The organism is Stenotrophomonas sp. FW305-3-2-15-E-LB1 (genome assembly GCF_058787375.1).
The window spans coordinates 26,685-41,799 of sequence record NZ_JBYSZR010000015.1; the positions used below are offsets into that span (position 1 = coordinate 26,685).

Genomic DNA, 15,115 nt, shown 5'->3' on the forward strand with positions numbered 1-15,115 from the left:
TATTGGTCCTACCAGTTCCCTGCAGAGCACTCACAACCGTTTCTCCACCCGCCGGATCACCGCCAGCACCAGTACGCAGAGCACGCTGACGCCGATGGCAATCACGTACTTGCCGATGCCCACGGCAATGCCGATGGCCGCAGCCATCACCAGTGAACTGGCGGTGGTCAGCCCGCTGACCTGGTCCTCGCGGTTGCCGCGCAGGATGGTGCCGGCGGCAACGAAGCCGACGCAGGCCACGACCGCCTCGATCAGGCGCACCGGGTCGACCTGCAGCAGGTCGCGGTAGCGCTCCTGCTGGAAGTGCTCAGCCACCGAATCACCGAGGCCGACGATCAGCGCTGCCGCCCCGGCGATCAGCATGTGGGTACGCAGGCCCGCAGCGTGCTTGCCCATCTCGCGTTCGACGCCCAGCACGCCGCCGAACAGCATCGCTGCGGCCACGCGCAGCAGGATCGATACGTCCTGGGTAAGTTCCATTGGCGCGCTCCGGGCGTTTTCCCGGAGCGTGGCGCGAGGGGCGTGGCATCACAGTGAAGGCGCCAGCACAGGCGGTTCACCCGCCAGCGCCGGGGGTTGCCCGGCGCTGTCTGCCCTCAGCGCATCACTGCGCCAGGTAACCGCCATCGATCGCGTAGTAGGTGCCGGTCGCGAACGAGGCGTCATCGCTGGCCAGCCAGGCCACCAGCGCGGCCACTTCCTCCGGCGTGCCCAGGCGCTTGAGCGCATGACGGCCTTCCAGCGTGGCCCGTACCTTGGCATCCATCTTGTCCAGCAGCGGAGTGGCGATGAAGCCCGGGCCGACCGCGTTGATGCGGATGCCATCGGGAGCATGTTCCCATGCCGCGGTCTGGGTCAGGCCAACCACGCCGTGCTTGGCGGCCACGTAAGCGGTGGAACCGGCATAGCCCACCTGGCCCAGGATCGAGGCCATGTTGATGATGCTGCCGCCCTTGCCCGCCGAACGCATCGCCTGGATCTGCGCACGCTGGCACAGGAACACGCTGGTGAGGTTCACGTCGACCACGCGCTTCCAGCCATCGACCGGGTAATCGCCACTGCTCGCGGCCGGGCCGCCGATGCCGGCGTTGTTCACCGCCACGTCGATGCCACCGAGTTCCTTCACCGTGCGCTGCACGGCGGCTTCCACCGCCGCTTCATCGGTGACATCCAGGGCGATGCCGGTGGCCTGCACGCCCTTGGCCGTGAGGGTCTGCACGGTGGCGTCCACCGCGTCCTGTTTCAGGTCCCACACCGAAATGCTGGCACCCGATGCAGCGAGCAGTTCGGCCACCGCCAGGCCGATACCGGATACACCACCGGTCACGATCGCGGTCTTGCCCTTGAGCTGGTAATCGATCATCTGTGTTCTCCACGTGTTGGTAAGGCGTGCGGAGCGCGTCCGCCTGGTGATGACGTTACGCCCGCGCGTGTTACGGACATGCCATCCCAGGGCGCCATCGACACGCACGGCCTGCAACGATCCTTCCCATCGCTGAAACGCGTTCGCGCCTATGCTCAGGCCCACACCTCTCCCCTGTGGAACCTTCGATGAGTCCTGCCGCCGATCTGCTGTTCACGCCTACACGCCTTGGCGACATCGCCGTGGCCAATCGCATCGCCATGGCACCGCTGACGCGCAACCGGGCCCTGCCCGACCGCGTGCCCTCGCCGCTCGCCATCACCTACTACCAGCAGCGCGCCAGCGCTGGCCTGATCATCGCCGAGGCGACGCAGATCAGCCCACTCGGCCAGGGCTACCTGGATACCCCGGGCATCTACAGCGACGCGCAGGTTGCTGCATGGAAATCAGTGACCGACGCGGTACACGCTGAAGGCGGACGCATCGTGCTGCAGCTCTGGCACGTCGGCCGCATCTCCCACACCAGCCTGTTGCCCGAAGGCGAAGTACCGGTGGCGCCGAGCGCGATCCGCGCCAATGGCAAGACCTTCACCGCCAATGGCTTCGAAGATGTGTCCGCGCCCCGGGCGCTGGCCATTGAAGAGATCCCGGCACTGATTGAGGACTACCGCATCGCTGCCCGCAATGCGATCGTCGCCGGCTTCGACGGTGTGGAAGTGCACGCGGCCAACGGCTATCTGATCGACCAGTTCCTGCGCGATGGCAGCAACCACCGCAGCGATGCCTACGGCGGCAGCATCGAGAACCGCACGCGCCTGTTGTTTGAAGTAGTGAGCGCCGTGGCCGAAACCATCGGCGCAGCGCGCACCGGCGTTCGCCTGTCGCCGGTCACGCCGGTCAACGATGCGCACGACAGCGACCCGCAGCCGCTGTTCGACCGCGCGGTGGAGCGCCTGGACACGATCGGCGGCCTGGCCTTCATCCATGTGATCGAAGGCGCCACCGGCGGCGACCGTGACAACCTCGCCTTCGACTACGCGGGCCTGCGTGCGCGTTTCCGTGGCCCGTGGATCGCCAACAACGGCTACGACGCTGCGCGTGCCGAGCAGGCCGTGGCCAGCGGCTACGCCGACATGGTCGCCTTCGGGCGTCCGTTCATCGCCAACCCTGATCTGGTTGCCCGCCTGCGCAGCGGTGCTGCGCTGGCCGATCTCGACCCCGCCACGCTGTACGGCGGCGGCGAGCACGGCTACACCGACTACCCTGCACTGGGCGCGTAAGCCAGCGTTGCGGCCCGTCGCTGCGGCGGCGGGCCCGCGCTAGAATATCGTTGCGAGCCGACGCCAGCACTTTCCTCCCCAGCTGAGCGGCTTAGCAATGTCCCGATATTTCACGTTTGCCGATTACCGTCGCTTCGGTGATCGGCACGGCTATGACTATCGCGCCGACCCGCGCGACCTGCGCGATGACCAATGGATCGGTCGTGGCGAAATGCACGAACAGACTCTGCGTGGTGGCCTCAGCCTGGTCGCCACGGATGTGTGCAACCGCGTGGGCTATACGGCCACTGCCGAGCAGCGCCCGGGCCTGTCGATCCGGATGATGCTGGATGGGCAGGTGGATGTGCAGGTGCCGCAGCGTGAGGCCTTCAGCCTGCGCGCGGGTACCGCGATGACCAGCCATCACCGCGAACCGGTCGAAATGCGCGGCGTGCATCCGGGCAGCGTGCGCCTGCGCGGCGTGAGCCTGTGCCTGCCCGCGGAGTTCGATGTGGAGCTGCTGCAGCAACCCGCGCTGCAGCAGGCGCTGCACGGACCCGGGTTCGGCTGCCGGCACTGGGCCATTCCGCACACGCTGCTGCCCGCGCTGTCGCAGTTGTTCGACAGCCCCTGGCAGGGTGGACTGGATGCGCTGTGGCGCGAGGGCCTGGCCCTGCAGATCCTGGCCGTGGGCCTGCAGGCCGATGATCTTCATCCCGCCACACCCCGTGCGCTGCGTGCCGGCCAGCGCGCGCGGCTGGAACGCGTGCGTGCGTTCCTGCGCGAGGATCCCAGCCATGAACACAGCCTGGTCGAGCTGGCGCAGATCGCCTGCATGAGCCCCAGTTCGCTGCGTCGTCATTTCGTGCAGCAGTACGGCTGCTCGGTGTTCGATTACCTGCACGAGCAGCGCATGCACCACGCCGAACAAGGCCTGCGCGAGCGCGGCTGGAGCGTGGAGCAGGCCGCGGCGGCTACGGGCTATCGGCACCCGAGCAACTTCGCAGCCGCCTTCCGCAAGCGCTTCGGGTTGGTGCCCAGCCGCTGGCGCACCGGGCCCTCGAAGGTAGGGTGACCTGCTCTCGCGCGATTCCCGCGCTGGTGGGTGTCGACCGTTGGTCGACACGCTCTTGCATGGCATGCCGGCCAGCGGCCGGCACTACCAACGCCGGGCACGGCCCGGCGCTACCTGGTGGGTGTCGACCTTGGTCGACACGCTCTTGCATGGCATGCCGGCCAGCGGCCGGCACTACCAACGCCGGGCATGGCCCGGCGCTACCTGGTGGGTGTCGACCGTTGGTCGATACGCTCTTGCATGGCATGCCGGCCAGCGGCCGGCACTACCACCGCCGGGCACGGCCCGGCGCTACCTGGTGGGTGTCGACCGTTGGTCGACACGCTCTTGCATGGCATGCCGGCCAGCGGCCGGCACTACCGTTACGCGTCCAGTGCCTGCCGCAGCGGGGCCAGGAAGGCGCCGGCCCGCTGGGCGGCTTCGTCGGCCGAGGCGGCATCGGCCAGCGCCGCCACCAGGGCACTGCCGACCACCACGCCATCGGCCTGGCGGGCCATGGCCGCGGCACTGGCCGCATCCTTGATGCCGAAGCCAGCCACCACCGGCACGCTGGCGCGTGCACGCAGGGCCTGCAGGCGAGCGCTGGCGGCCTCGCTGTCCAGGCGCTCGGAGGCGCCGGTGACGCCGGCGAAGCTGACGTAATAGAGGTAGCCACGGGCCAGCGCCAGCAGCTTGTCGGCACGGGCCTCGCTGGTGGTCGGCGAGGCCAGCAGGACCAGCGCCAGGCCGGCCGCGTCGAACGCCTGCAGCGCTTCGGTGGCTTCTTCCGGCGGCAGGTCCACCAGCAGCACGCCGTCCACGCCGGCTTCGACCGCGGCCTTGGCGAACGCCGCATACCCGGGGATCTCCACCGGGTTGAGGTAGCCCATCAGCACCACCGGGGTCTGCGCATCGCGCTGGCGGAACTGCGCCACGGCCTGCAGCACGTAGCGGCTGCCGGCGCCGCGGGCCAGCGCGCGCTCGGAGCTGCGCTGGATGGTCGGGCCATCGGCCATCGGATCGGAGAACGGCACGCCCAGTTCGATCACGTCGGCGCCGGCCTCGACCAGCGCATGCATGACCGGCACGGTGGCCTCCAGCGACGGATCGCCGGCAGTGATGAACGGGATCAGGGCCTTGCGCTGCTGCTCGCGCAGGCGCTGGAAACAGGCATCGAGTCGGGAAACGGACATGTCAGGTACATCCTTCGATCAGGTCAACGGCGCCGCTGGCGCCCCAATACATTCGGGATACGGTGCCGTCGACGATCTCCACGCGGATCGCCAGGTCGGAACCGGGGTCCTGCCAGAGCAGGGTCTCGCCGGCCTCGGCATCTTCGCCATAGGGCCGTGCGGTGGCGCCCGCTGGCAGCAGCTTCAGGGCCTGTGCGCGCGGCATGTCCAGGTGCAGGCCGAACGGCCCCGGCTGCACCACCACCTGGCCCGAATCGTCGATGGGGGCCAGGTCGAAACGCACCACGTCGCCGTCCTGCACCATCATCGCCACGCCCTCGGGCAGCGTGCCACGCTCGTAATACTCGCAACGCCCGGCCGTGGCCTCGCCGAGGCCTGCCGAATGCCACTGCGCCTCTCCCTCCAGCTCGCTGAAGGGTTGGCCGATGAGCACATCGCCTGCGTGGTCCAGCGCCACCGAGACCACCGCCGGGGCGGTTTCGCCGCCAGCGTCGTCGCCTGCCGTGGGCGCGGGTGCATCCTCGATGGGGCGATGGGCCGCATCATCATCGTTGCTGGCCACCTGCCGCGCCGGGGCAATGGCCGCAGGCGCGGCCGGTGCGGGCGCCAGCACCGGCGGATCGGGCGGCGTGCAGCCGCCCAGGCCGACCGCCAGCACCAGCGCGCCACCGTGGCGCAGCATGCAGTTCACAGCACCAGGCCTTCGCGCGCGGCGATGGTGTGCACGTCCTTGTCGCCTCGGCCGGACAGGTTGCACAGCACCATCTGGTCACGCGGGCGCTCGCGCGCCAGCTTGATGGCCTGGGCCAGCGCATGGCTGGATTCCAGTGCCGGCAGGATGCCTTCGGCATGCGCCAGCAGGTGGAAGGCCTGCAGCGCCTCTTCATCGGTGATGCCGAGGTAGGTGGCGCGGCCGCTGTCGGCCAGGAAGGCGTGCTCCGGGCCGACGCCGGGGTAATCCAGGCCGGCCGACACCGAATGCGTTTCGATGATCTGGCCATCGTCATCGCACAGCACGTAGGTGCGGTTGCCGTGCAGCACGCCGGGACGGCCGGCTGCGATCGATGCGGCATGGCGGCCGGTATGGATGCCGTCACCGGCCGCTTCTGCGCCGAAGATCTCGACCTGGCGGTCGTTGAGGAAGGCATGGAACAGGCCGATGGCATTGCTGCCGCCGCCGACGCAGGCGGTGATCGCATCGGGCAGGCGGCCATACTCGGCCAGCATCTGTTCGCGCGCTTCGCGGCCGACGATGGCGTTGAAATCACGCACCATGCGCGGGTACGGGTCCGGGCCGGCCACGGTGCCGATGATGTAGAAGGTGTCCTGCACGTTGGTCACCCAGTCGCGCATCGCTTCGTTGAGCGCGTCCTTCAGGGTGGCCGAGCCGGAGGTGACCGGCACCACCGTCGCGCCCAGCAGCTTCATGCGGTAGACGTTGATCTTCTGCCGCTCGATGTCGGTGGCGCCCATGTAGACCACGCACTCCAGGCCCAGGCGCGCGGCGACCGTGGCACTGGCCACGCCGTGCTGGCCGGCGCCGGTCTCGGCGATGATGCGCTTCTTGCCCATGCGCGCCGCCAGCAGGGCCTGGCCGATGGTGTTGTTGATCTTGTGCGCGCCGGTGTGGTTCAGGTCTTCGCGCTTGAGCAGGATCTGCGCGCCACCGACATGGTCGCTCAGGCGCTTTGCGTGGTAGATCGGGCTCGGCCGGCCCACGTAATGGGCCAGGTCGCGGTCGTAGGCCTGCTGGAATGCGGGGTCCTGGCGGGCCTCGTCATAGGCCTGGGCCAGTTCCTGCAGCGGGCCGACCAGGGTTTCGGCGACGAAGCTGCCGCCATAGCGGCCGAAGTGGCCCTGGGTATCCGGGAAGGCGTGAAAGTCGGCAATGGGGGAGGCAGACATGGAAGCGACCGCTGGTTCGAGACAGGTGGATACTCTAGCGCACGGATCCTGACCGGAATATCGATATTATCTGGCGCATATCGTCAGGAAATTTCACATGAGCACCTCGCTGCTGCCACCGCTCAATGCCCTGCGTGCCTTCGAGGCCACCGCCCGCCTGGGCGGCGTGGGCCGCGCCGCGCAGGCCCTGCATGTCACCCACGGTGCGGTGAGCCGGCAGCTGAAACTGCTGGAAGATCACCTGGGGCTGCCGTTGTTCCAGCGTGCCGGGCGCGGGCTGCGCCTGACCGACGCCGGGCAGCGCCTGCATGCGGCCTGCGGTGAGGCCTTCGCCGGCATCGAGGCCTGTGTGCGCGAACTGCGCCAACCGGCGCGCTCCCCGGCGCTGGTGCTGGGCTGCAGCGGCAGCGTGCTGGCGCGCTGGATGATTCCACGGCTGCCCGCGCTGCAGGCGGCCCTGCCCGGGGTGAACCTGCAGTGGTCGGCCCTGGATGGCGCCTTCACCGAGGCGCAGGCGGCGCTGGACGCGGTCCTGCTGCTGGCGCAGGCGCCGTGGCCGCGCGGCTGGCAGGTGCGCGAACTGGCGCCGGAACGGGTGGGCGTGGTGGTGGCGCCCTCGCATCCCGCCGCGCAGCGGTTGCGCCATGTGCCGCCCCCGGCACTGCTGAAGGAGACGCTGCTGCACACCAGCTCGCGCCCGCAGGCATGGCCGGCCTGGGCGCAGGCGCATGGGCTGGACCCGGCGCAGTTGCAGATGGGCACCGGCTTCGAGCATCTGTACTACCTGCTGGAAGCGGCCGTGGCAGGCCTCGGGCCAGCGATCGCGCCGGAGCCGCTGGTGGCCGAGGACCTGGCCGCCGGGCGGCTGATCGCGCCCTGGGGATTCTCGGCGACAGGCGGGTTCTGGGTGCTGGCGCGGCCGGACGGCCCGGCCGACCCGCGCGTGGATGCGCTGGCCGAGTGGGCGATGGCGCAACTGTAGCGTCGAGCCTGCTCCACTACCTCAGTCGAGCAAGCTCGACGCTACGACTACCTCAGTCGAGCAAGCTCGACGCTACGACTCCCTCAGTGCCGTGGGTGCGGCCAGCCGCTGCTGCAGGTCTTCGCGCAGGCGCGACAGTTCGACTTCGGCCTGCTGCCGCTGCTGCATGCCTTCGCGATGGATGCTGCGTACTTCCTCCACCGTGGCGATCAGCTGGTCGTGCACGTGGCGCAGCGTGGCCACGTCGATCACGCCGCGCTGGTTGCTGCGTGCGGTATCCACCGATGCCTGGCGCAGCAGATCGGCATTACGGCGCATCAGCTCGTTGGTGGCATCGTCGATGGCGGTGGACAGCTCGACCGCGGCCTTCTGCTCGCCCAGCGAAAGCTGGATGGCGAACTGGCGCTTCCACGACGGGATGGTGATCTCGCGCACCGTATTGAATTTCTCGATCAGCTGCAGCGCGTTGGCCTGGATCAGGCGGATCATCGGCAGCGACTGGTCGGCCGCGTGCTGCATCAGCTGCAGGTCGGACACGCGCTTTTCGATCAGGCGGATCGCGTTGTCGACTTCGCTCTGGCGGATGCGCTGCTGCGGGTCGTCGCTGCCCTGCCCTGCCAGCTGCTCGGCCTGCAGTTCGGCCAGGCGCTGCTTGCCGGCGGCTGCGTACAGGCCCAGCGCGTGGCGCTCCTCGCGCACGATCTCGTGCATGCGGTCGAACTCGCCCACGCGCTTGCCCATCAGCGCCTGCTGCACGCCCACGTCGCCCAGCAGCTGCTCGATCTGCGCGTTGGTATCGCTGAACTTCTGCACCAGTTCGCCCTTGGACACGCGCAGGCGATCGATCAGGCCGCCGATCACCGGCACCTTCGAACGCTGGGCGAAACCGTCCAGTTTCAGGCTGCGCGCGATGCGCACCACTTCGCCCAGCTTGTCGCCGCTGGCATCGAGGTCGCGGTTGCGCACCTGGTCCAGCAGCTGGCTGGAAAACGCTGCCGTGCGCGTCGCTGCCTCGCGGCCGAACACCTGCAGGTTGCCCGGGCGCAGGTCGTCCAGTTCCATGCGGATCTCGGCGATGCGCGGCAGGTCCTCGCGGACCAGGCCCAACGCCTGCAGCGCGCCTTCGTCGAGTGCGGAAGGGGTGGCCGGGGTCGGCACGAGGGTGCCGGGGTGCTGGCTGTCCTGGGTCATCGGGCAGTCTCCTTGCAGGTGGGTTGGCGGCAGCGGCGGCCGGCTCAGCGCAGTCTAGCCTGAGCCGCCGCGACCTCGTCGTCGATCTGTGCATGCAGCGTGGCCGCCTGGCCGGCACGGGCCGCGCCGGTGGCGGCCTGCGCGGCCAGTGCGGCCTGCCGCCACGCTGGCAGCAGGACATCGTGGATGCGGGCGAAGCGCTGCAGCAGCACCTCGTCCTGTTGCTGCAGCAGCTGCCACTGCCCGGCTTCGATGCGGCGCAGTGCCGCCAGCCGCTGCAGGTGGTCGATGCGCGCCGCCAGTGCTTCCTGGCCGGCGCCCTGCAGCGCTGGCACGTCCGCAGCGGCCGCGTCCGCCCAGGCCTGCAGTGCTTCGGCGGCCTGGCCGGTCGCGCTGATCGCGGTGGCACGCATGGCCATGTGCTGCTGCAGCTGCTGGGCCTGCTCGCGTGCCTGCAGGGCGAGAACCCCCAGCTGCGACTGCAGGCCGCGGCCCGCGGCCTCACGCTCGACATCGCGGCCAAGCAGGCGGCCCCACCAGCTTTCCTGCCGGCGCAGGCGTGCCGGGTCGGCAGCCTGCAGCGCCAGCGCGATGCGTGCCAGCGCCTCGACCAGCCCATCGCCGGCGGTCGCCGGCAACGCGACGTCGCGCACGGCCAACGCCTGCAGCAGCGGTGCGCCGTAGTCGGCCAGGCGTGCGACATCCGCCGTGTCCGGCCGCTGCGGCGTCGGCAGGGGCGCCGTATCGGTCATGGCAACGGCGGCGGCATCGGCGCGCTTCCCGCCGGGGCGTCGCCAGTGGCTTCCGGTGGCAGCGACTCGCCGTAGAAGTGGCGCATCAACGCCTCATCCAGTGCGCGCTCCTCCGGCGTGCTGGCCCGCCGCACGCGCGGACGACGCGCGGTGGTGGTGCTGCCGCCGGCCGCGCCTTCGACCTGCTGCCGCGCCCACCCGGCGAAGGCCGCCAGGGTCTGCGATACCTGTTCCTGCTGTGCCTGCGAGGCCACCAGCAGTTGTACCAGCGGAGCCAGCCCCGCCTGCAGGTCCTCGGCCAGCGGCGTGGCCGGGGGGCTGGGCGCGGCAATCACCACCGGCTCGGCGGGCTGCACGGCGGCCGGTGCGTCCGGGCGTGCTTCGGCCAGGCGCTGCAGCGCTTCCAGCAAGGCCGGCCACGGTGCCGGATCAGCCTCCACCAGCGGCGCAGCCGGTGGCGGCAGCTGCAGTGCGCTGGCGATGTCGGCCAGCTGCGCGACCACGCGACCACCGACATCGCTGTCGTCGGCACCCATGGCCTTGTTGCGCAGGAAATCACGCTTGATCTGCGCCCAGCGCTGCGCCTGCGCCTCGTCCAGCACGCCGCGCAGTTCGCCCAGCTTCAGCAGGTTTTCCTCGGCGCCGGTGGTCAGCAGCTGCGCCTCGCCCAGGTAATGGTCGGAGATCAGCTGCTGCAGCTCGTCCTCGTTCATCACCGGCGAGATCTTCTCGGCCAGCTTGTTCATGTTGCGGTAGCTGCCCTGCAGGCGGAACGGCGGCTCGGTGCGGTAGCGGTCATCCTGCGCGGCGCTGGCGATGTACTGCTGGTTGACCCGGTAGACCACGTCGCGCACGCGCAGCATGCGCTGCAGGGTGGCGGTGATCTCGTTGATCTCGGCACCGCTGTAGGCGTGGCTGAGCCCGTTGGTCGACACGTCCTTGCCCATCGCACGATCGACCAGCAGGTACAGGTCGGCCATGTCACGGGTCGCCAGCGGTGCCAGCACCGGGTTGGAGGTCAGGCTGTTCTCGATGTAGCTGAGGGTGAACGCCGCTTCCATGCCGCCCAGCACGTCGCCGAGGTTGTAGATGTCGGCGCGGTTGGCCAGCATGTCCGGAATCTTGAACACCTCGCCCGACTCGGTATACGGGTTGCCGGCCATCACCACGCAGAACTTCTTGCCGCGCATGTCGTAGGTGCGCGTGCGGCCGCGCCACACGCCTTCGATGCGGCGGGTGCCATCGCACAGCGAAATGAACTTCTGCAGGAACTCGGGATGGGTGTGCTGGATGTCATCCACATACAGCATGGTGTTGTTGCCCATCTCCAGGGCCAGGTTGAGCTTTTCCAGCTCCTGCCGCGAGGTGGCGTCGGGCGCCTGCTCCGGATCCAGCGAACGCACGTCGTGGCCCAGTGCCGGGCCGTTGATCTTCATGAAGACCAGGCCCAGCCGGTGCGCCACGTATTCCATCAGCGTGGTCTTACCGTAGCCCGGCGGCGAGATCATCATCAGCAGGCCCATCAGGTCGCTGCGCTTGTTCTCGCCCACCGTGCCCATCTGCTTGGCCAGGTTGTCGCCGATCACGCCGAGGTAGACGTCGTTGATGAGCTTGTTGCGCACGAACGACGACAGCGGCCGCGCCTTGAACTCGGACAGGCGCAGGGCCTGCCGCTCACGGCCGATGATGCCCTGGCGCACCGCCTGGTAGGCGTGGAATGCCGGCACGAACTGCTGCAGGTGGGCGTGCAGGCGGGCCAGGAAATCATCCAGCGACAGCGCCAGGGTGCCCTGCACGATGCGCGGATGCTCGCCGAGCAGGCCGTTCACTTCCACCCGCAGCGTGGCGTCGCTGGCGCGCGTGCGCAGCTGCCGCTGCACCAGCAACAGTGCGGCGGCCTCATCGGTGTAACCGGCATGGGCGGCCTGCGCCGGCAGCCGGCCCAGCGCGCGCAGCCACTGCCCGGCCAACGCCCAGCGCAGCGGCAGCGGATCCTGTCCACGCTGCAGCGCGCGTTCCAGTGCTTCGCGCTGTCCCGCCTGCTCGAGCTGCTGCTGCAATGCCTCCAGCAGCGCCAGCGCATGGCGGCTGCTGGCGAATACCGGATCGCCCGCGCTCAGTTCGTCACCGAGGTAGGCAGCGGCACCTTCGATCGCGGCGGCGTCGAACGGCAGGGCCTGCGCCTGCACGAACGCATCCAGCGCAGCGGCCATCTCCGCGCGCAGCGCCTGGCGTCCTTCGTCGGAACCAAACAGGCGGGCGATGGCATCGGCACCGGCCTGGCGCGCCGGCCACTGCGCCACGGCCTCGTTGCGCTGCTCGGCGGCCCAGAACAGCATGGCCAGTGCGCGGACGCGCGGTGCATGGCGCAGGCTGCCGGCGGCCTGCTGCAGCGGCAGCAGGGCGTGCAGGATCAGCGCCGCATCGTGGTCGTGGATGCCGCGCTCATACCCCTCGCGGTAGCGCGGCGCGGCGAACGCACGCACGCGCTGGTCCAGCGCCTCGGGGCTGGCGAGATCGTGCTGCAGCTGGGCCATGTCCAGGCCATCGCGGCCGTCCTGCGCGGCCAGCAGCAGGCTGCCAGCCAGGTACTCGCCGCGGTAGATCGCATCGGATTCCGAATCCAGGGTCACCGGCCAGAACGGCTTGAGCGCCTCCAGTTCGGGGTCGTGCAGGGTTTCCAGGAAATCGGTACCGGTGAGGTGGATGGCCAGCGTGTCGCCGCGCGGCAGCAGGGTCAGGTCCAGCGCCTGGGTGTTCACGCTGAAACGGTGGCGCGGGCCGAGCCGGACGACGTTGCCGCCGGCTTCGTACAGGTCGCTGCGGTCACGCAGCTGGCGCACGGCCTGGTCGCGCACGCCCTTCAGGCGCGCCTCGATGTCATCGGCCTTGACGTTGTCGCGCAGCGCACGCAGCCGCTCGGCCAGTTCACGCAGCTTGAGGATCAGCGGATCGCCGGCGAAGAACGCGTTGAGCTCGTCGGCGGTGGCGAAGCGCTCGGTGCGCTTGGCCAGGCCATCGAGGATGCGGTTGGCCGCGTCGAGCACCGAGCGCGCCTTGCGCTGGCGGTCGTCCAGCAATGCCTGTTTGTGCGTCTCGAAGGCTTCGACCAGTTCCTCGCGCTTGCTGAGGATGTCGCCGAGGAACTGCTCGTGCTCGCCGAACTGGCTTTCCAGTTCCTCCAGCTGCACCAGCAGGCGCGACAGCTGTTCGTCGGCCTTTTCCGGATCGTTGGCCATCGCCAGCGCACTGGTGATGGACTGCGAGAACAACGCGAACTGCGCGGCGAACTGGGCCACGGCCTCGGCCGAACCGAGCGTGCGGCGGCGCTGTTCGGCACGCGTGCGCGCCTGGTTCAGCCGCCCGTACAGCGCGGAAATCGACTCGACCACGCGGGTACGCGCGGTGGCATCGTCCACCTTCAGGCCGGCCATCAGTTCGGACAGCATGTCCAGGTCGGCAGCCATGCCACGCATGCCGTCCAGCTGCTCGTCCAGCTGGCGCGCACTGCTGGCCTGCTGGGCGGCTTCATCCAGTGCCTGCAGGCGGCTGCCCAGCGGTGCCAGTGCGGCATCGCCGGCCAGGAATTCGCCGGTGGCGGCGCCCACGCGATCCTGCGCCTGCACCAGTTCGGCGGCCATCGCCTCGATGCGCGCGGTGTCGATGTAGCGCAGCTCACGGATGGTCAGCAGCCGCCCGCGCAGCGCGGTGATCTCGTTCAGGGCCTCGACGAAGGCCTGCACCTCGTTCCAGTTCTGCGGCTGCAGGCGGCCCAGCAGCGCCTTGTAGTTCGCTTCCGCCTCGACCATCGCCTGCGCCGACTGCTCGCGGATGGACTGGACCTTCTCGTACTCGTCCAGCACCGACTCGCCGGTGGCGCTGATCTGCCGCAGCAGCGCTTCGGCGCCGTCGCAGGCCTCGTCCCCCAGCCAGTGGTGGGTATCGAACAGGCGGCGGGTGTCGGCCACCAGGCGCTGGTAGCGCTGCACCGAGACATCCTGGCCGTCGATCTCGCGGGACAGGTTGAACAGGTTGGAGATGCCGCGCACCAGCTCGGCATTGCCGATGCGGCCCATGAAGGTGTTGCCGGGCGGCCGGCTGGCGGCGAACTCGTCGCTGCTGAACGGCGTCTGCCAGACCTGCATCGGATGGATGCGGGTGGGTTCAGCGCCTTCGGCATGGAACAGCACCATGCGCCCATCCTGCATGAAGGCATAGCCGTGGCCGAACACCGGGTTCTGCAGCATGCGCTGGATGGTGTTGTAGACGAACAGCGCCGAGCGCCCGCCTTCGCGCTCGTAGAAGATGTAGAGCACGTCCTCGCCGTTGGGCGAGCGGATGCTGCGCTTGAACTGCATGCCGGCCATCGAGGCATCGAAGGCCTTGTGCTCGCCGCCCTGCAGGTAATAGCCGCCGGGGAAGATCACGCCGTGGTCTTCGGGCAGCTGCACGCAGGCCTGGACGATGGCGTCGTTGCGCACGATATCGCCGGTGAGCGTGTTGTAGATCAGCCCGCGCCAGACGGTCTCGCGGTACGGCAGCACCTTCAGCAGCAGCAGCGAACCGACGCGCGCGAATTCGAACTGGGCGTCGTCCAGCGACTGCGTGCTGTCCTCCACCGGTTCGCTGTAGATGCCCTGCCCGGTTTCGGTGTTGTTCTCGACCTTGATGGTCAGGTCGCCACCGGTGGTTTCCACGAACAGGGTGTCGAGGATGTTCAGGTGCGAGTGGCGGCCGTTGACCGCGAGGTCGCGGGTGGCCTTGGTCCATTCGAAGTCGAACGGCGGCGGCAGGGCGATATCGCGTTCGCCGCGCGCATCGAGGTAGGTCAGCTCGCCTTCGCGCGACAGCGCCCAGCGGAACACGCGCACGTCGCTGCTGCGCTCGCCGATCTGGAACGAGGCCAGCAGCTTGTCGCCGACCACGATCAGCTGCAGCAGGCGCGCATGCTTGTAGTAGGCGTACAGCTCGTTGAAGTCGTGCACGAAGCCAGGCTGGTCGAGGAAGCTGCCCTTCAGCTCCAGCGCAGCCACATCGTAGCCGTCCTTGCCCTGCACCAGCCGGTACAGGCCGAACACATCCTCGATGCGGGTATGGGTCTTGAGCCCGATGTAGACGTTGTAGCCGAACAGCAGGCGGTCAGGCCCGACCTGGACGATGTCACGGCCGACGCAGTTGTTCTCGCTGCGGATGCGGAAGCGACCGACCACCTCCAGCCGGCTGTCGCCGAACTCGGCCAGTCGCTGGCGGTTGAGGGCTTCGGCCAACGCCTGCAGGCGCTGGCCCTGTTCGCCAAGGCGGCGGCGCAGGACTTCGTAGGCGCCGCCCTGGGCAACGGCCTGGTCGACGGTGTTGCCGCCGGCCTCCGGCGCGGTGGTTTCGGCGGACGGATGGGTTTCAGACATCAGCAGGCTTC

Annotated in this window: 11 protein-coding genes; 3 read left to right on the plus strand and 8 right to left on the minus strand. The window is 69.2% G+C overall.

The annotated features are described in order from the left end of the window. Nucleotides 1–30: 30 nt before the first annotated feature. Nucleotides 31–480, minus strand: a complete 450-nt coding sequence (locus AC3WL7_RS12340; protein WP_079222238.1) for an MgtC/SapB family protein — start codon at nt 478–480, stop codon at nt 31–33. A 124-nt stretch (nt 481–604) separates the two neighbouring features. Continuing rightward, on the minus strand, nt 605–1,363 hold the full coding sequence (locus AC3WL7_RS12345; protein ID WP_492750455.1) for an SDR family NAD(P)-dependent oxidoreductase: 759 nt from the start codon (nt 1,361–1,363) through the stop codon (nt 605–607). 188 nt (nt 1,364–1,551) lie between these two features. Between AC3WL7_RS12345 and AC3WL7_RS12350 the strand changes: the two genes are divergently transcribed. Beyond that, on the plus strand, nt 1,552–2,643 hold the full coding sequence (locus AC3WL7_RS12350) for an alkene reductase (RefSeq protein ID WP_492750456.1): 1,092 nt from the start codon (nt 1,552–1,554) through the stop codon (nt 2,641–2,643). A 97-nt stretch (nt 2,644–2,740) separates the two neighbouring features. Continuing rightward, on the plus strand, nt 2,741–3,697 hold the full coding sequence (locus tag AC3WL7_RS12355; RefSeq protein WP_492750458.1) for a helix-turn-helix transcriptional regulator: 957 nt from the start codon (nt 2,741–2,743) through the stop codon (nt 3,695–3,697). 362 nt (nt 3,698–4,059) lie between these two features. Here AC3WL7_RS12355 and trpA read toward each other — a convergent pair whose 3' ends face one another. The 3 genes from trpA to trpB are packed head-to-tail and all read right to left on the minus strand — an operon-like array spanning nt 4,060 to nt 6,774. After that, the gene (gene trpA / locus AC3WL7_RS12360; protein ID WP_492750460.1) at nt 4,060–4,869 is read right to left on the minus strand and encodes a tryptophan synthase subunit alpha; all 810 of its coding nucleotides are present in this window, start codon (nt 4,867–4,869) and stop codon (nt 4,060–4,062) included. A 1-nt stretch (nt 4,870) separates the two neighbouring features. Beyond that, nucleotides 4,871–5,560, minus strand: coding sequence for a hypothetical protein (locus AC3WL7_RS12365; RefSeq protein WP_492750462.1), 690 nt, complete (start codon nt 5,558–5,560; stop codon nt 4,871–4,873). Beyond that, nucleotides 5,557–6,774 carry a tryptophan synthase subunit beta gene (trpB, locus tag AC3WL7_RS12370; protein WP_492750464.1) on the minus strand — a complete coding sequence of 406 codons (1,218 nt, stop codon included), beginning with the start codon at nt 6,772–6,774 and terminating at the stop codon, nt 5,557–5,559. Before trpB ends, AC3WL7_RS12365 begins: the two co-directional genes overlap by 4 nt. A 97-nt stretch (nt 6,775–6,871) precedes the next feature. Here trpB and AC3WL7_RS12375 point away from each other — a divergent pair, with 97 nt between their 5' ends. Next, the gene (locus AC3WL7_RS12375) at nt 6,872–7,756 is read left to right on the plus strand and encodes a LysR family transcriptional regulator (protein ID WP_492750465.1); all 885 of its coding nucleotides are present in this window, start codon (nt 6,872–6,874) and stop codon (nt 7,754–7,756) included. Nucleotides 7,757–7,828: 72 nt separating this feature from the next. Here the strand turns inward: AC3WL7_RS12375 and AC3WL7_RS12380 are convergent, their stop codons facing one another. From AC3WL7_RS12380 to AC3WL7_RS12390, 3 genes are read right to left on the minus strand one after another with little or no spacing between them, the layout of a single operon-like run. Then, on the minus strand, nt 7,829–8,947 hold the full coding sequence (locus AC3WL7_RS12380; protein ID WP_079222626.1) for a toxic anion resistance protein: 1,119 nt from the start codon (nt 8,945–8,947) through the stop codon (nt 7,829–7,831). 44 nt (nt 8,948–8,991) lie between these two features. After that, nucleotides 8,992–9,699: a hypothetical protein gene (locus tag AC3WL7_RS12385; protein ID WP_492750467.1), complete on the minus strand. Its 708-nt coding sequence runs from the start codon at nt 9,697–9,699 to the stop codon at nt 8,992–8,994. Next, complete coding sequence (locus tag AC3WL7_RS12390) at nt 9,696–15,104, minus strand: DNA repair ATPase (RefSeq protein WP_492750468.1); 5,409 nt, start codon at nt 15,102–15,104, stop codon at nt 9,696–9,698. The genes AC3WL7_RS12385 and AC3WL7_RS12390 overlap by 4 nt, the downstream gene beginning before the upstream one ends. Nucleotides 15,105–15,115 lie beyond the last annotated feature (11 nt).

Excerpts from the sequence above, each read along its gene's own strand:
- AC3WL7_RS12345 (WP_492750455.1), bottom strand. The coding sequence starts at position 1,363 with ATGATCGATTACCAGCTCAAGGGCAAGACCGCGATCGTGACCGGTGGT.
- AC3WL7_RS12340 (WP_079222238.1), bottom strand. The coding sequence starts at position 480 with ATGGAACTTACCCAGGACGTATCGATCCTGCTGCGCGTGGCCGCAGCG.
- trpB (WP_492750464.1), bottom strand. The coding sequence starts at position 6,774 with ATGTCTGCCTCCCCCATTGCCGACTTTCACGCCTTCCCGGATACCCAG.
- AC3WL7_RS12385 (WP_492750467.1), bottom strand. The coding sequence starts at position 9,699 with ATGACCGATACGGCGCCCCTGCCGACGCCGCAGCGGCCGGACACGGCG.
- AC3WL7_RS12380 (WP_079222626.1), bottom strand. The coding sequence starts at position 8,947 with ATGACCCAGGACAGCCAGCACCCCGGCACCCTCGTGCCGACCCCGGCC.
- AC3WL7_RS12375 (WP_492750465.1), top strand. The coding sequence starts at position 6,872 with ATGAGCACCTCGCTGCTGCCACCGCTCAATGCCCTGCGTGCCTTCGAG.
- AC3WL7_RS12350 (WP_492750456.1), top strand. The coding sequence starts at position 1,552 with ATGAGTCCTGCCGCCGATCTGCTGTTCACGCCTACACGCCTTGGCGAC.
- trpA (WP_492750460.1), bottom strand. The coding sequence starts at position 4,869 with ATGTCCGTTTCCCGACTCGATGCCTGTTTCCAGCGCCTGCGCGAGCAG.
- AC3WL7_RS12390 (WP_492750468.1), bottom strand. The coding sequence starts at position 15,104 with ATGTCTGAAACCCATCCGTCCGCCGAAACCACCGCGCCGGAGGCCGGC.
- AC3WL7_RS12355 (WP_492750458.1), top strand. The coding sequence starts at position 2,741 with ATGTCCCGATATTTCACGTTTGCCGATTACCGTCGCTTCGGTGATCGG.